The following is a 21,216-nucleotide window of genomic DNA, read 5'->3' as shown; positions in this document are numbered from 1 at the left end:
AGCCACAATTCACAGCCGGGAATTGTCTACGTAACGACATTTTGCAATTCATTCGAACAGCCATCAGACAGCGAGCAGATATGACAGCAGTTACCGATTTCCTCCTAAACCGTTCCTCGGAACCCAGGCTGGAGTCGCCCGCGCCGGATCCGCAAACCCTCGACCGGGCCTTTGCCTGTGCCGCCCGCGCGCCGGATCACGCCCTGCTGCGCCCCTGGCGTTACCTCGTTGTGGAAGGCAAGGGGCTGGAGGCCCTGGGCGAACTGTTTGCCTCCACCTGCGCCAATAACAGTGACGAGAAAGAGATCGAGAAGCTCAGGCGTGCCCCTCTCAGAGCACCGATGGTGATTGTGGGTATCGCGTCGCCGAAAACGCATCCCAAAGTACCCGAAATCGAGCAGTTGCTGTCGGCGGCAGCCGGCATGAGTTTTGTTGAACTGGCGTTGCAGGACGCAGGTTTTGGTGTGATGTGGCGGACCGGCTCCGTGGCATATCACTCGGTCGTCCAAAAGGGCCTTGGCCTTGAGGAACATGAGCAGATTGTCGGCTTTCTCTATACCGGTACTGTCTCCTCCGAAAAACCCGCCGTGCCCCGTCCGGAGGTGGCGGATTTCGTCCGTCACTGGCCCTGAGGGTTGTCGACAAAACCCCCGGCTCTGGTCGGGGGAAGCAGCTTGCCGCTTTTTCTGGCCCATTCTCTCCCCACGCTTTCCTGACGGTTTATGCATCCCCCTCCAGGGCCTGTCGTTGCAGGCCTCCTTGACTATTTCACAGCTCACTCGAATTCTGGCATCCAGCTTGCTTTAGTCCTGTCAAAGAGCACAGCCGGCAAAAACAGGTCGGCATGCTGGTGCAGTTTTCGGGAGGCAACATGGCAATTACGTTCGATTCGGCTCTGGGCATTCACCAACACGCGGTTGAAGCGCGGGTCAAACGTGCCGAAGTTCTGGCAAACAACCTGGCGAACGCCGATACCCCGGGGTTCAAGGCACGTGACCTGGATTTCCAGGCGATGATGCAGAAGGCCCAGCAGCAGGTCAGCGGGTTCCAGATGTCAAAAACGCATGACGCCCACATGGATACCTCCGCGGCGGCCTCCGACAGCGACTTGATGTATCGGGTTCCCAATCAGCCCTCGGTTGACGGCAACACCGTGGACGCCCAGCAGGAGCAAACCCATTTCATGCGCAACGCCATGGACTTCCAGGCCAGTTTCCAGTTTCTGAACAGCAAGTTCAGCGGTTTGACCAAAGCCATCAAGGGCGAATAAGCCGCAGTCACAGGATTAGCGAAGGAGATATTTCATGTCACTGGGCAGCATTTTTGATATCGCCGGTTCCGGCATGACAGCGCAATCACTGCGGCTGAATACAACCGCGTCCAACATTGCCAATGCCGAGACTGCCAGCTCCAGCACCGGAGAAACCTACCGGGCCAGAAAGCCTGTTTTCTCGGCGGTCCAGCAGTCCCTCCTGAACCCGGGGCAGGGTGGTTTGCCGATGGCGGCCGACGAGGGCCCGGGTGCCGGTGTGAGAGTTGAGGGCATCATCGAGAGTGATGCCGAGTTGCAGATGCGCTATGAGCCCCATCACCCGGCAGCCAATGAAGACGGTTATGTCTTCTACCCGAATGTGAATGTGGTTGAAGAGATGGCGGACATGATGTCGTCATCCAGAAGTTTCCAGATGAATGTGGATGTCATGAACACTGCCAAGTCCATGATGCAGCGCATTCTGACCCTTGGTCAGCAGTAACACGGTAAGGAGCACAACATGACTGCAGTAAATGCAACAGACGCGTCGGATGTTCTGAGCCAGTACCAGCTGAAGCAGCAGGATGACGCCAAGGGCAACAGTGAGCTGGGCCGCAATGAGTTCATGGAACTGATGCTGGCGCAGTTGAAAAACCAGAATCCGCTGGAGCCGCAGGACAACGGCGAATTCATCTCTCAACTGGCGCAGTTCAGCTCGCTCGAGGAGATGCAGAACCTATCGGGCACGGTTGAGGATGTGGTTGGTCAATTCCGCTCCACCCAGGCCTTGCAGGCGTCCGCCATGGTTGGCAAAACGGTGCTGGCGCCTTCCCAGATTGGCATCCTGGGTGCTGAGGGCGAGATTACCGGGACCATTGAGGTGCCGGCATCCACCGGTGGTCTGCGGGTGTCCATCGAGGGGCAGAACGGCGAGCGTGTGCGTCAGATTGATCTTGGATCAAGTCAGGCTGGTGTGGCGTCATTCCGTTGGGATGGCCAGGATGGCAACGGCAATCCATTGCCGCCGGGACCCTATCGGATTGTTGCCGAGGGTTCTTATCCGGATGGCCCCCAGCAACTGGACACCATGGTGAGCGCCAATGTGGATAGTGTCTCCCTGGGGCAGGGAGGCTCGATAACCCTGAATCTTGCAGGCATGGGCTCCATCGCTCTGTCTGATGTGAAACAAATTAACTGATACCGGTGAAACACCAAGGGGTGAACCATGGCATTTAATACAGGTTTGAGTGGCCTTCGTGCAGCATCGGTGGATCTGGACGTCACCGGCAACAATATTGCCAACGCAAGCACCGTCGGCTTCAAGGGCAGCAAGGCCCAGTTTGGCGATCTTTACGCCAGCGGTTTCCTGAGTGCCGGCACCAACCCGATTGGCGATGGTGTCCGGGTTCAGGATGTAAAGCAGTCCTTTGGCCAGGGCAATATCAGCTTTACCGACAATGGTCTTGATATGGCCATCAGCGGCGATGGCTTCTTTATCCTGAATAACGGCGGCGAGATCCGGTATTCCCGGGCAGGGCAGTTTGCGATCGACAAGGAGGGGTTTGTTGTCAACAACCAGAACATGCGTGTTCAGGGTTATACCGCGGATGACGATGGCAATCTCTCTGGCATTCGGGGCGACCTTCAGATCGAGACCGATAATCTGGCGCCCCGCCGGACTACCAACCTCGATTCGGATCTGAACCTCGATTCCCGTGAAAGTGTTCTGGAGACGCGGGTTCGGGATATCGGGCCCCTGGCGTTTGCCGACATCCAGGGTGAGAGCTTTTCTGTGCAGTATACCGACGGCACACCGGATTTCCCGGTAGACCTGACCGGTGCCACGACTGCCAGAGAGGCGGCGGCAGCTATAAACGATGCGCCCGGATTGAGCGCCTCGGCAACAACCACGGCAACCATTGGTGGCTTGTCGGATGCCTACATTACGTCTGCCGGGACGCCTCCCGGGTCTGACTTTGCCTTCAGCCTCAGTGTTAATGGGGCGCCCCTGGCAATTGATACCAGCAATATCACCTCGCTGCAGGATCTGGTGGATTCCATCAACGATTCCAGCGAGACCGCAATCTCGGCTGCCATCGTTGACGATGGAACCGGCACCGATGTGCTCCGGGTAACCCACAACCAGGGCGAAACCCTGCAGTTCTCCTACGACAACGACGGTGATCTCACCAACGGTGGCGAGACCAACGGACAGGTATTTGGTGAAATCAATGCAACGGCAGACCGGGTGGTGGCCAGCATTGATGATCCGGCTGGCGGGGACTTTGAGGCTGCGTTTACCGCATCCCCGATTCGGGTGACCAACGAGTTCAATCCGCTGGACCAGAGGACCTACAATCACGCGACATCAACGACCGTTTACGACAGCCTGGGTAATTCCCACGAACTGACCCAGTTCTTCGTGAAGAATCCGTCCCCGGGCAATGGCGTTGGCATCAGTGAGTGGTCGGTGTATGCCCAGATCGATGGTGAGTTCGTTGGTGGCACCGACGTAACCCCCTATACCGCAAGATTCGACCAGGACGGTGCTCTTCAGTCCATTGACGGAGATGCCAGCGGTGAAATCCTGATCGACGACTGGATTCCCAAGGATGCGAGCGGTCAGCCCAATGGCGCCGATGGCCCTCCCGCACCGGGCGAGACGGTGGTAACGCCGATTCCCGAGCCGCCGACCACCTCGGCGTTCGTGATCAACCTCAGCGGAACCACTCAGTACGGCGCGGCGTTTGGGGTCAATGACCAGCAGCAGAATGGTTTCACGACGGGTCGATTGTCCGGCCTTGATGTATCTGACCAGGGGGTGTTGTTCGCTCGATACACTAACGGGCAGTCCCAGGCGCTGGGTCAGGTTGCCCTGGCTGCGTTCAACAACACGGATGGTCTGAACCCGGTGGGTGATACCACCTGGGTAGAAACCTTCGAGTCCGGACAGCCGATTATTGGCGCACCGGATACCGGAACCCTGGGAGCGATCAAGTCGAGTTCGGTGGAGGAATCCAATGTTGATCTGTCCTCGGAACTCGTCAACCTGATCATTGCCCAGCGCAACTACCAGGCAAATGCCAAGACCATTGAAACTTCCGATGCGGTCACCCAGACCATCATCAACCTCCGTTAATATCTCAAATTAGCGAATATGGCATGACTCCTGCAGGAAGACTGGAAACAGTCAAAATTCCGGCAGGAGTTTTCCCATGGACAAAGCCCTCTACATCGGTATGTCTGGCGCCAAGCAGAATATGCTGGCCCAGCGAGCCCATGCCAATAACCTGGCGAATGTCAGCACCACCGGCTTCAAGAAAGACTTCGCCCAGGCCCGCAGCATGCCTGTCTACGGGGAACATCACCCAACCCGCGCCTATGCCATGACCGAGCGGCCCGGCACGGACCTTTCTGCCGGTGCACTTATGGAAACCGGCCGCAAGATGGATGTGGCGGTTGAGGGTGAGGGATGGCTGGCCATCCAGAACGACCAGGGCGAAGAAGTCTTCACCCGCAGTGGCAGTCTCCAGGTGGATGTAAACGGCCTGGTGCGACTGGCCAACGGCGAACTGGTACTCGGCAATGGCGGGCCGGTTGCGCTTCCTCCTTTTGACAACGTTCAGATCGGCGCTGACGGCACTGTCTCGATTGTTCCCGTGGGTGGTCCGCCCGACCAGCTGGTTGAAGTAGACCGGCTGAAGCTGGTCAATCCTCCGCCGGATGCCCTGGAGAAAGGTCTCGACGGGCACATGCGGCGCAAGCCGGATGAGGCCCTTGATGGCCCGGAGCCGCCGGATGCCAACCTCAGGGTTGCCTCGGGATTCCTTGAGAGCTCCAACGTGAATGCAGTGGAGGAAATGATCTCGAATCTCCAGCTCTCCCGGCAATACGAGATGCAGGTGAAGGTGATGACCACCGCCAACGAGAATTCCGAAGCAACGGCACGGCTGTTGCAGAACCTTTAAGTAACAACTGAACACATTGGCCTGGCGGGTCTGAAGCGGCAAAAAATGGCCGCCTGACAGCCCTCCGGCAAGGAGTAAGCAGCATGCATCCAGCACTTTGGGTCAGCAAGACCGGGTTGAGCGCTCAGGACACCAACATGTCCACCATTTCCAACAACCTGGCCAACGTCAATACCACCGGTTTCAAGCGGGACAGGGCGGTCTTCCAGGATCTTCTGTACCAGATCAACCGGCAGCCGGGTGGCTTGACAACCCAGAACTCGGAATTGCCCTCCGGCCTCCAGCTGGGCACCGGTGTGCGGGTTGTGGGTACGGCCAAACAGTTCTCCCAGGGCAACCTGCAGATTACCGAGCAGCCCCTCGACATGGCCATTAACGGCCGTGGCTTCCTGCAGGTGCAGTTGCCGGATGGCCAGATTGCCTACACGCGGGATGGCCAGTTCCAGCTCAATGCCGACGGCGACGTGGTCAATCCGGATGGTTACCCCCTGGAGCCGGCCATCAACGTGCCGGAGAACGCGACCAATATCACCATTGGCAAGGATGGCACCGTCACCGCAGTAACGGACGATCAGGCAGCACCAGTAAATCTGGGCCAGATCACGCTGGTGGACTTTATCAATCCCCAGGGCCTGCAGGCGATCGGTAACAACCTGTTCAAGGCCACCAATGCCAGCGGTGATCCGGCCGAGGGTGAAGCCGGATTGGCCGGGCTGGGCACGATTGAGCAGGGATCTGTGGAATCTTCCAACGTCGAAGTCGTGGAGGAGCTGGTGAACATGATTACCACCCAGCGAGCCTACGAGATGAACTCGAAGGTGGTCTCCACAACCGACCAGATGCTCCAGTTTATCACTCAAAACATTGGCTAACGCCGCCAGAGGTGACGTCATGAAACCGATGACATCCAGCCGGACAACCCGAAGCGCCAGCACATTGGCCACCGTGGTGGCTCTGATCCTGTTGCAGGGGTGTACGGCGATGAGCCGGCCCCGGGCGATTCCGGACGATCCTCAGTTTGCACCCGTGCGGGCCCAGGCCATGATGCAGCGGGACGAATCGTCGGGTTCCATTTATCAGGTTTCCCGCAACTACAACTTCTACGGCGATACCGTCGCGCTGAATGTTGGTGATGTGCTGACAGTGAATCTCCAGGAGTCGACACGGGCGAGCAAGAACGCGGAGACCAGTATCACTAAGGACAATGAAGTCACGCTGCCGGAGCCGACCATTCTCGGGAAAAACAATTTCGGGATTAACACCTCCCTGAACAACGAACGTGATTTCGAGGGCAGTGCCGAAGCAGACCAGAGCAACAGCCTGGCCGGCAGTATCACTGTTACCGTGACTGAAGTGCTGCCGAACGGTGTACTGAGGATTCGTGGTGAAAAATGGTTATCGCTGACAAATGGTGATGAATACATTCGCCTGACCGGTCTGGTCCGTCCCCAGGATATCCAGCCCGATAACACCGTGGCATCCAACCGTATTGCCGATGCCCGGTTCGCCTACGGCGGCACCGGTGATTTTGATCAGGCCAATCAGATGGGCTGGCTTGCGCGCTTCTTCAACAGTGAGTGGTGGCCACTATGAGTATGCGCCGTTGTCTTGCCTGGGTGCTGGCACTGGCTGTTGTCGCGGCTCCGGTGATGGCCGATCGTCTCAAGGATCTGTCCCGCATCAAAGGGGTTCGAAACAACCAACTGGTGGGTTATGGCCTGGTGGTTGGTCTTGATGGAACCGGCGACAAGGCCCCGTTCACCAACCAGACCTTTCGGAACATGATGAATCAGTTCGGTGTGACGCTTCCCGAGGGCGTTAATCCGAACCTTGCCAATGTTGCGGCGGTTACGGTGAGCGCCAACTTGCCGCCTTTCGCCAAGGCGGGACAGGAAATCGACATTACCGTGTCTTCCATTGGCAACGCCGACAGCCTGCGAGGCGGAACCCTGCTGATGACCCCCCTCAAAGGCGCCGACAACAATGTCTACGCCATTGCCCAGGGCAGCCTGGTGGTCGGTGGCTTCGGAGCCCAGGGTCAGGACGGTTCAAGGATTACCGTGAACGTGCCCAGCGTTGGCCGTATCCCTAATGGGGCCACGATTGAACGGGAGGTGGCGTCGCCATTCACCGAGGGCGATACCATTACCTTCCATCTCCTGCGCCCGGATTTCACAACGGCCCGTCGGGTGGTTGAGGCTGTGAACGAACAACTCGGTCCGGACATGGCTTACGCCCACGATGCCACTTCGGTTTCCGTACGAGCGCCGCGCGACCCGTCCCAGCGAGTCAGCTTTCTGTCGATCCTCGAAAACATTGAGGTAGATCCGGCCGAGGACGCTGCAAAAGTGGTGATTAACAGCCGTACCGGCACCATTGTGGTTGGCCAGAATGTCCAGGTCAGTCCGGCGGCAGTCACCCACGGCAACCTGACCGTGACTATTCAGGAAAACCCGAACGTGGAGCAGCCCAATCCGTTCGCTGGCGGCGACACCGCGCTTGAGGAGGATTCCCAGATTGCGATTACCGAGGAACCGGCAAGGATGTTCAAGTTTGGCCCGGCCGTCACCCTGAACGAGATTGTCCAGGCTGTGAACCAGGTAGGTGCGGCTCCCGGTGACGTCATGGCGGTACTCGAAGCCCTGAAACAGGCCGGCGCGCTGCGTGCCGAGCTGATTGTTATCTAGGTGGCGTGATGCAGGACTACAAGGTTCAACAGGCTCAGGTGTATACCGACTTCAACGGTCTTAACGCGTTGAAGTCCCAGGCTCGTTCTGACAAGGAGTCCGCTCTGCGTGAGGTGGCCCGTCAGTTCGAGAGCCTGTTCCTGTCTGAAATGCTGAAGTCCATGCGTAAGGCTGGTGACGTCTTTTCCGAAGGCAATTACCTGAACAGCAACCAGTCCGAGATGTACCGGGACATGTTCGACAGCCAGATAAGTCTGACCATGGCCGGCGGAAAAGGCAGTGGTCTTGCCGAGGCTCTTGTCCGGCAACTGGGCCAGAAGACTCCGGGAATGAACAGTGAAGGTGGCCGGCTGGCCGGCCACAAGGCGAGCCTGGCGGATTACGATCGGAGCCTGCCTGCCCTTAGTGCCCAGTTGCCTGAAGGGGTGCAGAAGGTGACTTCCGTGGCAGAGAAATCGGCTAACGCCGCCACTGCGACTCCGTCGGACTTGCCGGACCGGTTCGAATCTCCGGAGCATTTCGTGACGGAACTGTTGCCGGTGGCGGAGCGGATTGCGCGGGACTCGGGCATTGATCCGAAACTCATGGTGGCCCAGGCGGCCCTGGAAACCGGCTGGGGGCGGCATATGATCCGTGGAGAGCAGGGCGAACCCAGCTTTAATCTGTTCGGGATCAAGGCAGACAGCCGTTGGCAGGGCGATGCGGTTTCCATCACTACGACAGAATACCGGGAAGGGTTGCCCATGAAAGAACAGGCCAATTTCCGGGCGTACCGGGATTACGAATCCAGCTTCCGGGACTATGTCTCCTTCCTGGAATCCAACCCCCGTTACCGGGAGGTGTTGTCGGTAGCAGACCAGCCTGAAGTCTTTGCAGAGAAACTACAGGAGGCCGGCTATGCGACCGACCCGAATTATGGCAGCAAGATCCGCCAGATTATGAACCGTGACTCACTGATGACGCTGTCCATGGGCAGTGACGGGATGAAGGAGTAAACCTTATGGCAGGGCTCATAGGTATTGGTCTGACCGGCATCCTGAGTCATCAGACGGCACTGAACACCACTGGCAACAACATCACTAACGCCAACACCCCGGGCTACAGCCGGCAGGAAGTCCTGTTTGAGACCCAGGAAGGCCAGCGCACCGGCGCCGGAACCATTGGCAGCGGCGTGAATGTTTCGGACATCCGGCGCCTGGCGAACGAATACCTCGTCCAGCAGGTGCGGGAAGACAGCACACTTTACGGTGAGCAGGAAGCACTGAATTCCGAGCTCTCCCGGCTGGATAACCTGCTTGGTGGTGAATCCACCGGACTCAGCAATGCCCTGAACAACTTCTTTGCCAGTCTTCAGAATGCCGCCGAGGACCCAACCTCGTTGCCGCAGCGACAGTTGGTTCTGAGTGAGGCTCAGCAGGTGGTGAACCGGTTCCAGGCCCTGAATCAGGAATTCATTCAGCAGCGTGAATCCATCAAGACCCAGATGCAGCAGGGTGTGAAGGATGCCAACACACTGGTGAAAAGCATTGCGGAACTGAATCTGGCGATTTCCGAATCACCGGGTATTGCCCAGGGCAAAATGCCCAATGAGCTCCTGGACAAGCGCGACGAGAAACTGCGCGAGCTTTCCGAGTTGGTGAGCATCAAGGTGACTCCGACCGACGGAAGCCAGGTCAACGTGTCATTGTCCAACGGCCTTTCCCTGGTGGTTGGCAGCAATGCCTCCACCCTTGGTACTCGGGAGAACGCGGAGGATCCGACTCGCCTGGAATTCACCCTGAACAACGGCGGTCGCACGCTGAACATTGATGAGCAGATTACCGGCGGCAAACTGGGTGGGCTTCTGCGTTTCGATACCGAGGGGCTGAAGCCAGCTTTTGATGAACTGGGCCGGATTGCCATCGCCCTGTCCGACACCATGAACCATCAACATGAAATCGGGATGGATCTGGAGGGAGAGCTTGGCGGGCTGTTCTTTACCGATATCAATTCGCTTGAGGCGCAGCGCAGCCGGGTGGTCCCCAATGGCAACAATGCAACCGCCACGACCGGTCAGTTGGCGGTTGAAATAACCGACAGCTCCGCCCTTCCTGCAGGCCGCTGGACGCTGCAATTCAGTGGTGACGGCCGGAGTTACGAGTTAATTGATCAGGCCACCGGCAAAACCGTGAACCAGGGCCGGCTACCGGATCCGGCGCAGTCTGAAATTACCATGCCGGGTTTCAACATCCGGGTTGAAGGGGGCACTTTCAACGCCGGTGACAAATACCTGATTCAGCCCAGTCGTAACGCTGCAGAAGGCATTGGAATGGTGGTCAACCGCGAGGAGGATCTGGCCTTCGCCAGCCCGGTGCGGGCGTCAACCGGGGACGGCAACATCGGAACCGGCAAGATTGATCAGGGAACCATGTTGAATGTGAGGAATCCGTTCACTAATTCCCTGCTGCCAGGGTTCCAGTCTTCCGGGCAGTTGGCGAATGGCCCGATAACCGTGACCTTCGACGATCCGGGTACCGGGCTTGTTTTCACTGTCACAGACGGCAGTGGTAACACCATAGGCCCGGCCAATCGGCCTTACACGCCTGGCGTTGCCAATGAGTTGTTCAGCGACAATCCCGCCGACGGTGCGGAATACCAGGGCTTTCAGTTCAAGATAACCGGCCAGCCCGCCGACGGAGATACCTTCGAGATTGATTACAACACCAATGGCGTTTCGGACAACCGCAATGCGGAGCTTTTGGCGGCCCTGGGAACTGCCAACACCCTGAACGGCGGCAGCCAGAACTTTTCCGAGGGTTATGCCGGTCTCGTGGAAGACATAGGTGTGAAAACCCGCCAGAGCCAACTGGATGTGGATGCCGGCAAAACGCTGCTGGAGCAGTCCACCAATCAGCGGGAATCGGTATCCGGTGTCAATCTGGATGAGGAAGCCGGGCGGCTGATCCAGTACCAGGCGGCCTACAATGCCTCAGCCCAGGTGATGTCCGTGGCTCAGGATCTGTTCAATACCCTGTTACAGAGTTTCCGGTAACGGTTGAGGTGATGTGACATGATCAGAATTTCATCACAGCAGATTTTCTCGGGTGGTATAAATCGGCTCCAGGAGCTGAATACTAACCTGAACAACACCCAGCAACAGATTTCAACCGGCAAGCGGGTGAACAAACCGTCTGACGACCCTGTTGCTGCGGCCCGGATTCTGAAGCTGGACCAGGAATTGTCGCGAGTCGATACCTATCAGCGCAATGTCGACCTGGCAGAGAATCGCCTGAAGCAGGAAGAGAGCGCTCTGCAAAGTTCTGTTGACGTTATTCAGCGCATCCGCGAACTGACGGTTCAGGCGGGGAATGGCTCGCTTTCTGCCAATGATCGGCGTTCCATTTCCTCGGAGCTGGAAGAGCGCATTGGCCAACTGGCCAACATTGCCAACACCCGGGATGCCTCGGGTGAATACATCTTCAGTGGATTTCAGGGTTCGGTGAAAGCCTTTGAGCAGGATGCTTCGGGTAGCTGGAAGTATCAGGGCGATGAAGGCCAGAGAGTGCTCGAGATAGACGATGGCGTTACCGTGCCCATCAGCGATAACGGCAAGGATATCTTTGTAAGGGTTCCGGCTGCCATTACCGGCGAGCACAGCACCGTGAATACACCGGCCGCCTCCATTTCCGGGGTCAGCCTGGTAAACGAAGCCGATCTCGCTGCGGCCTATCCGAATGCCTTCCCCGATGACATCACGGTTGAGATTGATGCCGGTGGCACGATCATCGCCACGGACAGTCAGGGCAATGCGCTGCCGGTTGATCCTGCAACCTATCAGAGTGGCGAGCCGTTTGTTGTCGCCGGCGTCGAGGCCACCCTGACGGACGCGGTGCCGGGCGCCGGCGATGTATTTACCCTCAAGATCAACGAAAAACAGTCTGTATTCGGGACCATCGAAAACCTGATATTCGGCCTGAACAACATCGACAAGAGCAGCCCCGGCGGACAGGCCGAGTACGATGACCTGATTGCCAATTCCCTGATCAACCTGGACAACGCCCAGGAAAGTATCATCCTGAAGCAGACCGAGCTGGGCGGGCGGATGAATGCGGTTGAGTCCACCAAGACCTTTCTTGAGGATTCATCCGTTTATTCCAATGAAATCCGGTCCCAGTTACAGGATGTGGACTACGCAGAAGCGATCAGTAATCTGAGTTTTCAGAGCTTCGTGCTCCAGGCGGCCCAGCAGTCATTTGCGCAGGTTTCGCAGCTGTCCCTGTTCGACAGATTGTAAATATCAGAAGCTGCGGGCCATTGTGTCCGCTGGCTTATTGCTTTCGCGATTAAGCTCAGTATAATCCCCCACACTCTCCGATGGCGGCGTGGTGAAATTGGTAGACACGACGGATTCAAAATCCGTTGGGGTAAAACCCGTGGCGGTTCGAGTCCGCCCGCCGCTACCATCCTCTTTCCTTCGGCGTCGTTAACAGTCCACTCCATGAATGTCTCTGATTTTCATTTTGACCTGCCGGACGAGCTGATCGCCCGCTATCCGCTCAAAGAGCGAAGCGCGTCCCGTTTACTCTGTCTCGATGGCCCTTCCGGCAAGCTTGACCACCGGATTTTCAGTGAACTTCCCGATTTGCTTCAGCCTGGCGACCTGCTGGTGTTCAACAACACCCGGGTGATTCCTGCTCGCCTGTTTGGCAAGAAGGAAACCGGCGGCCAGGTGGAGGTGCTGGTTGAACGTGTGACCGGAGAGCACGAGATCATTGCCCACGTTCGCGCCTCGAAGGCGTTGAAAGATGGGCAGAGAGTCATCCTGGAGGACGGCACTTCGATGCGGATGTCCGGTCGGGATGAAGCTCTGTTTCACCTGGTGTGCGAGTCCGATGAGCCGGTGCTGGAGGTACTTGAACGTATTGGCCATATGCCGTTGCCGCCTTATGTCGACCGGCCGGACGAATCCACCGACCGGGAGCGATACCAGACTGTCTACGCCCGGGAGGCTGGGGCGGTTGCTGCACCAACCGCCGGCCTGCATTTCGATGAGGAACTGCTGGAAAGGCTGGCGGCCTGTGGTATTGAAAGTACCTTTGTAACCCTGCATGTAGGGGCGGGTACTTTCCAGCCCGTCAGGGTGGACAAGATTGAAGATCACACCATGCACAGCGAGGTTGTGCATGTTCCCCAGGACGCCGTGGATGCTGTCGAGCGTGCGCGTGCCAGGGGAGGGCGGGTAGTTGCCGTTGGCACCACCTCGGTCCGATCCCTCGAGTCTGCAAGCCGTGGTGGCCGTCTGAAGGCGTTCACCGGTGAAACCGACATTTTTATTTACCCCGGGTATCGTTTCCAGACGGTTGATGCCCTGGTTACCAATTTCCATTTGCCGGAATCCACGCTGATCATGTTGGTTAGCGCCTTTGCCGGATATGACAATGTAATGGCGGCCTATCGTGAGGCGGTGAAGCAACGCTACCGTTTTTTCAGTTATGGTGACGCCATGTTTATTACCGGACAGGAACCCAGTCGGGGCATGTGGCTGGGCTCTTCCGTGGAATCCAATGACACCGGTAACGAAAGCGCCGGGGAGGCTTTGTGACACAAACCTGTTTCATGTCGTTCGAAAAGCTGGGCGAGGACGGCCGAGCCCGTCGTGGCCGGCTGTCATTCCCGCGCGGCACCGTTGAAACCCCGGCGTTCATGCCCGTGGGCACCTACGGCACCGTCAAGGGCATGTTGCCCAGGGATATTCATGAGATCGGCGCCGAAATTATTCTGGGTAATACCTTTCACCTGATGCTGCGGCCGGGTACGGAAGTGGTAAAAGCCCATGGTGACCTTCATGACTTCACCCAGTGGCACGGGCCGATCCTGACCGATTCCGGTGGTTTCCAGGTTTTCAGCCTGGGCGAAATGCGCAAAATTACCGAAGAGGGTGTTACTTTCCGTTCACCGGTGGACGGTTCACCGGTGGAGCTTTCGCCGGAGATTGCGATTCAGGTCCAGCGTGATCTCGGCTCCGACATTGTCATGATTTTTGACGAGTGCACGCCGTATCCTGCTACGGAGCGTCAGGCCAGTGATTCCATGGAGTTGTCACTGCGCTGGGCCAAGCGAAGCAAGGATGCCCACACGGGGAATCCGGCGGCACTTTTCGGTATTGTTCAGGGCGGAATGTATGAGAGCCTGCGCGACCGTTCTCTGGAGGGGCTGACGGACATTGGCTTCGATGGTTATGCCATTGGCGGTCTTTCGGTTGGTGAGCCCAAGGAAGACATGATCCGGATTCTGGATCACCTTCCGCCGAAGATGCCGGAGGACAAGCCGCGGTACCTGATGGGTGTGGGGCGCCCAGAGGATATCGTTGAGGCCGTCCGGCGCGGTGTGGATATGTTTGACTGCGTGATGCCGACCCGGAACGCGAGGAACGGCTACCTTTTCACCTCGGGCGGGATCGTGAAAATCCGCAATGCCAGGCACCGCCATGACACGTCACCCCTGGATGAACGTTGTGACTGTTACACATGCAAGAACTTTTCGAGAAGTTACCTGCATCATCTCGATAAATGTGGAGAAATGCTCGGCTCCCAGTTGAATACCATCCACAACCTCCGGTTCTACCAGAACCTGATGGCTGGATTGCGTGGGGCCATTGAAGCAGGTACATTGTCGGACTTTGTAACCGACTTCTATGCTCTGCGCGGAGAGACAGTTCCGCCCCTGGGCAATGTTTGATCTATTCGCTAAACCAACGGAGATATTCAATGAAATCTATTAAAATGCTCGTTGCCGGCCTTTTGGCTCTGATGCCCGCTCTGGCCATGGCTCAGGACCCGGGTGCTCAGGGAATGGGTGTTATGGGCCAGGTGATCTTTTTCGCAGGCTTCATTCTGATTTTCTATTTCCTGATCTGGCGTCCGCAGTCCAAGCGCGCGAAAGAGCACAAGGCATTGATGTCCGGCCTGAACAAGGGTGACGAAGTTGTGACCTCCGGTGGTGTTGCCGGCAGGATCACCAAGGTAACCGACGATTTTATCGTTGTGGAAGTCGCCGATAATGTTGAGATCAAGGTCCAGAAAGTAGCCGTTGCTGCGGCCCTGCCGAAGGGCACGCTCAAGGACATCTGAGCGGGGGCCATTTAGCCGGCCATTCCTGGTGGCCGGTCTGAATCTTCCTGGCTGAAACACCAAGGCCGGCCACCAGGCTGGCTACAAGGGATCCCATGCTGAACAAGTATCCGCTTTGGAAAAACCTGGTTATCCTGGTCGCGCTTGTGATCGGGTTTATCTACGCTTTGCCGAACCTCTTTCCCGACGACTACGCCATCCAGATCACCGGCGCCCGCAGCAGCACCGAAGTCAATGCCGGTGTGCTCGACCGGGCGGTTGATCTTCTGGAGAACGAGGGTATTGAGGTTAAAAGCAGTACTCTTCAGGATCGGGACGCCCTGATCCGTCTCACTGACTCCGATGACCAGTTACGGGCGCGCCCCCTTGTGCAGGCCGCCTTGGGTAACGACTACCTCGTTGCGCTGAACATGGCTGCCTCAACGCCCGGCTGGCTGAAAAGTCTTGGCGCCGGCCCCATGAAGCTGGGTCTGGATCTTCGCGGCGGTGTTCATTTCCTGCTGGAAGTGGACATGGAAACTGCGGTCAGCCAGCGCCTGGAGGCTATGTCCGGCCAGGTCAAACGCGAACTTCGGGACGAGCGGATTCGCTACCGTGGCGGGGACGTGCGGGATAACCGGGAGATAGTCCTCAGCTTCCGGGATGAGGAATCCCGGACCGAAGCTTTCAATCTGGTTCGCGACCAGTACAACGAGTTCCTGCTGGATGAGCGTACCGACGGCGATGAGTTCCTGCTCGTGCTGACGCTCTCGGAAGCCGAAGTGACGTCTATTCAGGACTATGCCCTTGAACAGAACCTGACGACCATTCGCAACCGGGTGAACGAACTGGGTGTGGCAGAACCGCTGGTTCAGCAGCAGGGCGCCGACCGGATTATCGTTGAGCTGCCCGGTGTTCAGGACACCGCTCAGGCCAAGCGGGTTCTCGGTGCCACCGCGAACCTGGAGTTCCGGATGGAAGCCCGTCAGGATGCGCCGAAGAGTGAAACCGAGGAGTTTGAGTTCCGGGATCAAGCCCAGCGTACCGCACGCCTCGAGCAGGAGGTGATTGCCACCGGTAATAATGTAGCCAATGCCCAGCAGGCGTTCGACGAGAATGGTCAACCCCAGGTCAATATCACCATGGACTCTGTTGGTGGTGACTTGATGAATCGCGCCACCCGCAACGCTATTGGTCGCCGGATGGCGGTGCTCTTTATCGAGTATCGCACCGAAACCGAAACCAAAGTGGTTGATGGTGAGCCCGAGGAAGTCGAGAACCGCGTTGTTGAGAAGGGCATTATCAGTCTGGCCACCGTGCAATCAGCCCTGGGTAGCAGTTTCCGGATTACCGGGCTGGATTCCATCCCTGAAGCTGCCGAACTCGCGTTGTTGCTGCGCGCTGGCGCCCTGGCAGCGCCGATGTACTTTGTTCAGGAGAGGACCATCGGGCCAAGCCTTGGCCAGAAGAACATCGATGCCGGCATGATGTCCGTTGCGCTTGGCTTTGGTCTGGTTCTGATTTACATGCTGGTTTACTACCGTGGATTCGGGGTGGTGGCGAATATCGCACTGACTCTGAACCTGATGCTGCTTGTGGCCTGCATGTCGATCCTGTCGGCGACACTTACCCTGCCAGGCATTGCAGGTATCGTCCTGACGGTTGGTATGGCGGTGGATGCCAACGTGCTTATATTCGAGCGAATAAAGGAAGAGCTCAGAGCGGGTGTGCAGCCACAGACGGCCATCAACTCGGGCTATTCCCGGGCCTTCGTATCCATTTTTGATGCCAACATCACCACCTTGCTCGTTGCCGTGATCCTGTTTGCCATGGGCTCTGGTCCTGTGAAAGGGTTTGCAGTGACGCTGTGCATCGGGATCCTGACGTCGATGTTCTCTGGCCTGATGGTCAGCCGCAGCATCGTTAATCTTGTATACGGCGGCCGCAGGGTCGAGAAACTGTCGATCGGAGGAAAGCTCGCCAATGTCTGAAGATCAGAAGCAACCGTTTGATTTTATGGGATTGCGGAAGATTGCTTCCGTGATCTCCATTTCCCTGATCGTCGTGTCCATCGCGCTTCTGGCCACTCGAGGTCTGAACCTGGGCATGGATTTCACCGGGGGTACCTCGGTCGAGTTCGAGTATGCCGAGGCCCCGGAGCTGGATGATATCCGGTCCAGGTTGACCGCAGCCGGGTACGATCAGTTCTCGGTCCAGAATTTCGGAGCCGATACCACGGTGCTGGTGCGGATGGCCGAGGCTGATAACGACCAGTTGGCGCCGGAAGTCACCCGAGCCCTCAGAGAGGGGGGCGCAGAGTTGGAGCTGGTGAGTTCTGAGTTTGTTGGCTCCCAGGTCGGTAAGGAGCTCAAGGAAGATAGCGGTCTGGGTCTGCTGATTGCCCTGGCGGTAGTGCTGATTTACGTGGGCATGCGCTTCCAGTTCAAGTTCGGTATCGCTTCGGTGGTACCGCTGGCCCACGATGTCACTATCGTGCTCGGCGTATTTTCTCTGTTCCAGTGGACCTTCGATCTGACCGTGCTCGCGGCGTTGCTTGCGGTTATCGGTTACTCACTGAACGACACCATCGTCGTTGCTGACCGTATCCGGGAAAATTTCCGCAAGATGCGCGTGGGTGAACCCTGGGACATTATCAACGAGTCGATTCACCAGACCATTGCCCGTACGATCAACACATCTGGTACCACGTTGGTGGTGTTGTTTGCGCTGTATTTTCTGGGTGGGGAGGCCATCAACAACTTCGCCCTGGCGTTGATTATCGGTGTTATTGTCGGTACCTACTCGTCCATTTACGTGTCTGCCAATCTGCTGATGGTGATGGGGGTGTCCCGTGATGATCTGATTGTGCCGCCGAAAGAGGGCGCGGAGAACGCGGATGAGGAAGAGCAGCCGCCGGAATGGCTGAACAGGATGTAAAGCCCGTTGCTCCGCTTCGACGGACATAAAAAAAACCGCCATCCTGTGGCGGTTTTTTTTATGTCCGGAAGAACCGGAAGCCTCAACGAGGCAGGCGGCCCCGGAACGGGTGCAGTACTTTCAGGACTTCACGGAACAGCTTCGGATTTGCCACTACCAGCTGACGGGCGTTACCGGTAGACGGATTGCCGGAGAAGTCGCCGGTCAGTGCGCCGGATTCCATGGCCAGTGTGACACCAAGGTCCAGCTCGGCCGCTTCAGGGCGGAAAATGATCGCTGCATCCATCAGACCGGCGGAAACTCGTGCAATATCCAGGACCACACAGCCGGATGTCCGGAACATGCCGGAATCCCGTGCCAGCACGGCGGCCATTTCGCCCCAGAGCATCGGATCTTCGCTCTTGCGGGCCTGGTCGAGCAGGTTGGTGGCGATGGCTGCTTTCTCTGGCAGTTTGATTTCTGAAGCGCGAACCCGGCGGCTGTTCAGCGCTGCGCCGTGGCCACGGCTGGCGGAGTATTCCTCACCGGTCACAGGGTTTACCAGAAGAAGGTTTTCAGTGCGGTTATTTTTCTTCTGGGACAGCGCCAGGGCAAACTCCGGAATGCCCCGGAGGAAGTTCTCTCGGCCCAGTACAGGAAAAATGTGCCAGCTTTTCTCGCTGGTTCCGGCATTCGCTTCGTTCAGAGGGGCGATGCTGTGGTCCTTATAGGCCTTTTCGAGCTGTTCGGCAAAGTTGTCATAGATGGACTGCTCGACCCGTTCCAGCTGACGTCGACGCTCTGAGTCGTCTTTGCCGGTGGGTTCCTGGCGCTCGAAATGGGCTTTCAGATAATCGGACCCCTGACGCGCGACGCGCAGGGCCATTTTAATAGCTGGTTGCATCTGAGTGTTCATTATCCGGGTGTGTGAAGGCCGGGTATGATAGCAAAAGATCACCCCGCTTGTATGTTTTTTGACTCAGCAATAGCACGGATAACCAGAGGTTACGGGTTCTCCGGAGGGGCAGGGCGTTGGTGGTTTCTGCTATCATTGCCGGCCTGATCAATAACCTTGGGCCTGCTGACAATGCACAAAAGCGCACTTCCTCAGGAAGGGACGGAAACATTCCAGGATCAGATCCGGATTGTTCTGGTTGAGACCTCTCATTCTGGCAACATCGGAGCGGTTGCCCGTGCCATGAAAAACATGGGGCTGGGCAATCTCTGGCTGGTCAATCCCTGTTCCTTTCCGGATGAGGCTTCTTACGCGCGCGCCGCCGGTGCCTCGGACGTGCTGGATAGCGCGCAGGTGGTTTCTTCGCTGGATGAGGCTCTGGCCGATTGTGTGCTGGTTATGGGTACCAGCGCCAGGGGGCGAAAAGTGCCCTGGCCGGTCTGTGCGCCACCTGAGGCTGCCGCCGCGGCTGCAGGCCACGCTGAAAACGGCCCCGTAGCGCTGGTGTTCGGGCGAGAGAATCATGGTCTCAGCAACGATGAATTGCAGCGTTGCCATTACCACATCCACATTCCGTCCAATCCGGATTATAGCTCGCTCAACCTGGCCATGGCGGTGCAGGTCATGTGCTATGAATTGCGGATGTATTATCTGCGAAGCCTTGAAGGTGGCGAAGGAAGCCCATACCTAAAGTCGATGACCAGGCCGGGGGATGAAGGCTGGGATGTGCCGCCGGCCAAAGTGCAGGATGTGGAAGGATTTTTCGGGCATCTGGAGCAGGTGCTGATTGATGTCGATTTCCACCGGCGGGAGAACCCGAGGCAGCTGATGACGCGGTTGCGAAGGCTGTTCCAGAGAGCCAGACTGGATCAGATGGAAATCAACATTCTCCGGGGTATTCTTACTGCCGTACAGAAGGCGGCAGGCGCACGGAACAACAGCAAATCAACCGAGGCCGATACTGCGGCGACGGAACAGGACAATGGCCATGTTTGAGCGTTTGCGGGAAGACATTAACAGCGTGTTCCATCGGGACCCCGCCGCCAGGAACACCTTTGAGGTTCTCACCAACTACCCGGGTTTGCATGCACTGCTCTTCCATCGGTTTTCCCACTGGTTATGGAGTCTTGGCCTGAAGTGGCTGGCGCGTACTATTTCCACCATCGCCCGTTGGCTGACCGGCATTGAGATTCATCCAGGCGCGACCATCGGTCGTCGGTTCTTTATTGATCACGGTATGGGGGTGGTTATTGGCGAGACCACCATCATCGGCGATGACGTGACCCTGTACCAGGGCGTTACCCTTGGCGGAACCAGCTGGAACAAGGGTAAGCGCCACCCCACGATCGGCAACAATGTGGTGGTGGGTGCCGGAGCAAAGATCCTCGGTCCCTTCCAGGTGGGCGAGGGCTCCAAGATCGGTTCCAATTCGGTGGTTACCAAAGAGGTGCCTGCGGGGGCCACGGTGGTGGGTATACCCGGCCGGGTCATTATCAAGCGGCAAGGCGAAGATGACGCCCGTCGCAAGGAGATGGAAGAACGCATGGGCTTTGACGCCTATGGTGTAACGGAGGAAATGCCAGACCCGGTTGCCCGGGCCATGCGTTCGTTGCTTGATCACATGCACGCGGTGGATGACCGTATTGAGAATATGTGCAAGGCGCTCCGCAAGGTGAACAGCGAGTATCAGAACGGGGAGTTACCGCCGTTGCAGGAAGAGGACTTCGACTGTGTTCGTGACGACGACGAGGTGCGCCGCTGAATACTTGACTGAAATGGTGGGTCAATTCATACTCGGGTTTGATTTTTCGAGATTCAATCCCGTCACGGGGCTGACACTATGAAGTTGACCACCAAAGGCCGCTACGCCGTAACGGCAATGCTTGACCTGGCTCTGCACGGAGACCAGGGGCCGGTGAGTCTCGCCGATATTTCGGCCCGTCAGGAAATCTCACTGTCCTACCTGGAACAGCTTTTCTCCCGTCTGCGCCGCCAGAAATTGGTCGTCAGTATTCGTGGCCCCGGTGGTGGTTACAGGCTCAGTCGTCCGGCGGCTGACCTTTACATCGCCGAAGTTGTTGATGCCGTTAGCGAATCGCTGGACACCACGCGGTGTGGCAACAAGGGTGATTGCCAGAATGGCGAGAAATGCCTGACCCACCATCTCTGGTCTGATCTGAGCGATCAGATTCACCAGTTCCTCAGTGAGATCAGTCTCGGGGATCTGATGAGAAAACACGAAATCCGCCAGGTCGCTGACCGGCAGAATCGCCGCCAGTCTGACGACGGCTCTGAAACCATCAACACCGAACGCCTGTCTGATCAGGCGCCGGCCTGATACCAACAAGTT

At 57.5% G+C, this 21,216-nt stretch carries 21 protein-coding genes and 1 tRNA gene; 21 read left to right on the top strand and 1 reads right to left on the bottom strand.

The window, feature by feature from the left end:
- Nucleotides 1–80: 80 nt before the first annotated feature.
- The 18 genes from ACESMK_RS05090 to secF all read left to right on the top strand — a co-directional run bounded on the left by ACESMK_RS05090 (nucleotide 81) and on the right by secF (nucleotide 17,932).
- Nucleotides 81–632 carry a nitroreductase family protein gene (locus ACESMK_RS05090; protein ID WP_372995899.1) on the top strand — a complete coding sequence of 184 codons (552 nt, stop codon included), beginning with the start codon at nucleotides 81–83 and terminating at the stop codon, nucleotides 630–632.
- Nucleotides 633–871: 239 nt separating this feature from the next.
- Nucleotides 872–1,270 carry a flagellar basal body rod protein FlgB gene (gene flgB, locus ACESMK_RS05085; protein WP_372995897.1) on the top strand — a complete coding sequence of 133 codons (399 nt, stop codon included), beginning with the start codon at nucleotides 872–874 and terminating at the stop codon, nucleotides 1,268–1,270.
- 34 nt (nucleotides 1,271–1,304) lie between these two features.
- A complete protein-coding gene (flgC, locus tag ACESMK_RS05080; RefSeq protein ID WP_372995895.1) occupies nucleotides 1,305–1,754 on the top strand; it encodes a flagellar basal body rod protein FlgC in 450 nt (149 codons plus the stop codon).
- An 18-nt stretch (nucleotides 1,755–1,772) separates the two neighbouring features.
- Nucleotides 1,773–2,450 (top strand): flagellar hook assembly protein FlgD, encoded by a 678-nt coding sequence (locus ACESMK_RS05075; protein ID WP_372995893.1) that lies wholly within the window; start codon nucleotides 1,773–1,775, stop codon nucleotides 2,448–2,450.
- Nucleotides 2,451–2,477: 27 nt separating this feature from the next.
- Nucleotides 2,478–4,391 carry a flagellar hook-basal body complex protein gene (locus tag ACESMK_RS05070; protein ID WP_372995891.1) on the top strand — a complete coding sequence of 638 codons (1,914 nt, stop codon included), beginning with the start codon at nucleotides 2,478–2,480 and terminating at the stop codon, nucleotides 4,389–4,391.
- Between the two features lie 76 nt (nucleotides 4,392–4,467).
- Nucleotides 4,468–5,220, top strand: a complete 753-nt coding sequence (locus ACESMK_RS05065) for a flagellar basal body rod protein FlgF (protein ID WP_372995889.1) — start codon at nucleotides 4,468–4,470, stop codon at nucleotides 5,218–5,220.
- 83 nt (nucleotides 5,221–5,303) lie between these two features.
- Entirely contained in the window at nucleotides 5,304–6,092 is a 789-nt protein-coding gene (flgG, locus tag ACESMK_RS05060) for a flagellar basal-body rod protein FlgG (RefSeq protein WP_296934709.1), read from the top strand.
- A gap of 28 nt (nucleotides 6,093–6,120) precedes the next feature.
- On the top strand, nucleotides 6,121–6,813 hold the full coding sequence (gene flgH / locus ACESMK_RS05055) for a flagellar basal body L-ring protein FlgH (protein ID WP_372996066.1): 693 nt from the start codon (nucleotides 6,121–6,123) through the stop codon (nucleotides 6,811–6,813).
- Complete coding sequence (locus ACESMK_RS05050; RefSeq protein WP_372995887.1) at nucleotides 6,810–7,907, top strand: flagellar basal body P-ring protein FlgI; 1,098 nt, start codon at nucleotides 6,810–6,812, stop codon at nucleotides 7,905–7,907. Before flgH ends, ACESMK_RS05050 begins: the two co-directional genes overlap by 4 nt.
- Nucleotides 7,908–7,915: 8 nt before the next feature.
- Nucleotides 7,916–8,902 (top strand): flagellar assembly peptidoglycan hydrolase FlgJ, encoded by a 987-nt coding sequence (gene flgJ / locus ACESMK_RS05045; RefSeq protein ID WP_372995885.1) that lies wholly within the window; start codon nucleotides 7,916–7,918, stop codon nucleotides 8,900–8,902.
- Nucleotides 8,903–8,907: 5 nt separating this feature from the next.
- Nucleotides 8,908–10,938 carry a flagellar hook-associated protein FlgK gene (flgK, locus tag ACESMK_RS05040; protein WP_372995883.1) on the top strand — a complete coding sequence of 677 codons (2,031 nt, stop codon included), beginning with the start codon at nucleotides 8,908–8,910 and terminating at the stop codon, nucleotides 10,936–10,938.
- A gap of 18 nt (nucleotides 10,939–10,956) precedes the next feature.
- Nucleotides 10,957–12,180 carry a flagellar hook-associated protein FlgL gene (gene flgL, locus ACESMK_RS05035; RefSeq protein WP_372995881.1) on the top strand — a complete coding sequence of 408 codons (1,224 nt, stop codon included), beginning with the start codon at nucleotides 10,957–10,959 and terminating at the stop codon, nucleotides 12,178–12,180.
- Between the two features lie 82 nt (nucleotides 12,181–12,262).
- Nucleotides 12,263–12,349 (top strand) — tRNA-Leu (locus ACESMK_RS05030).
- A gap of 35 nt (nucleotides 12,350–12,384) precedes the next feature.
- Nucleotides 12,385–13,488: a tRNA preQ1(34) S-adenosylmethionine ribosyltransferase-isomerase QueA gene (queA, locus tag ACESMK_RS05025; RefSeq protein ID WP_372995879.1), complete on the top strand. Its 1,104-nt coding sequence runs from the start codon at nucleotides 12,385–12,387 to the stop codon at nucleotides 13,486–13,488.
- 14 nt (nucleotides 13,489–13,502) lie between these two features.
- Nucleotides 13,503–14,624 carry a tRNA guanosine(34) transglycosylase Tgt gene (gene tgt / locus ACESMK_RS05020; protein WP_372996064.1) on the top strand — a complete coding sequence of 374 codons (1,122 nt, stop codon included), beginning with the start codon at nucleotides 13,503–13,505 and terminating at the stop codon, nucleotides 14,622–14,624.
- An 86-nt stretch (nucleotides 14,625–14,710) separates the two neighbouring features.
- Nucleotides 14,711–15,016: a preprotein translocase subunit YajC gene (gene yajC, locus ACESMK_RS05015; protein WP_241956430.1), complete on the top strand. Its 306-nt coding sequence runs from the start codon at nucleotides 14,711–14,713 to the stop codon at nucleotides 15,014–15,016.
- Nucleotides 15,017–15,111: 95 nt separating this feature from the next.
- A complete protein-coding gene (gene secD / locus ACESMK_RS05010; protein ID WP_372995877.1) occupies nucleotides 15,112–16,986 on the top strand; it encodes a protein translocase subunit SecD in 1,875 nt (624 codons plus the stop codon).
- Entirely contained in the window at nucleotides 16,979–17,932 is a 954-nt protein-coding gene (gene secF, locus ACESMK_RS05005) for a protein translocase subunit SecF (protein WP_372995875.1), read from the top strand. The genes secD and secF overlap by 8 nt, the downstream gene beginning before the upstream one ends.
- Nucleotides 17,933–18,014: 82 nt before the next feature.
- Here the strand turns inward: secF and ACESMK_RS05000 are convergent, their stop codons facing one another.
- Nucleotides 18,015–18,815: an inositol monophosphatase family protein gene (locus ACESMK_RS05000; RefSeq protein WP_372995873.1), complete on the bottom strand. Its 801-nt coding sequence runs from the start codon at nucleotides 18,813–18,815 to the stop codon at nucleotides 18,015–18,017.
- 183 nt (nucleotides 18,816–18,998) lie between these two features.
- On the opposite strand from ACESMK_RS05000, the gene trmJ reads away from it, so the two are divergent.
- From trmJ to iscR, 3 genes are all read left to right on the top strand, one after another.
- On the top strand, nucleotides 18,999–19,862 hold the full coding sequence (trmJ, locus tag ACESMK_RS04995; RefSeq protein ID WP_372995871.1) for a tRNA (cytosine(32)/uridine(32)-2'-O)-methyltransferase TrmJ: 864 nt from the start codon (nucleotides 18,999–19,001) through the stop codon (nucleotides 19,860–19,862).
- The gene (gene cysE, locus ACESMK_RS04990) at nucleotides 19,855–20,628 is read left to right on the top strand and encodes a serine O-acetyltransferase (RefSeq protein WP_372995869.1); all 774 of its coding nucleotides are present in this window, start codon (nucleotides 19,855–19,857) and stop codon (nucleotides 20,626–20,628) included. The genes trmJ and cysE overlap by 8 nt, the downstream gene beginning before the upstream one ends.
- A gap of 78 nt (nucleotides 20,629–20,706) precedes the next feature.
- Nucleotides 20,707–21,204: a Fe-S cluster assembly transcriptional regulator IscR gene (gene iscR / locus ACESMK_RS04985; protein ID WP_372995867.1), complete on the top strand. Its 498-nt coding sequence runs from the start codon at nucleotides 20,707–20,709 to the stop codon at nucleotides 21,202–21,204.
- Nucleotides 21,205–21,216: the final 12 nt, after the last annotated feature.

The organism is Marinobacter sp., assembly GCF_041687235.1.
In the GTDB taxonomy this organism is placed as follows: Bacteria; Pseudomonadota; Gammaproteobacteria; order Pseudomonadales; family Oleiphilaceae; genus Marinobacter.
The sequence above is the reverse complement of the archived record's forward strand: the minus strand, read 5'-3'. Positions and strand labels throughout refer to the sequence as shown.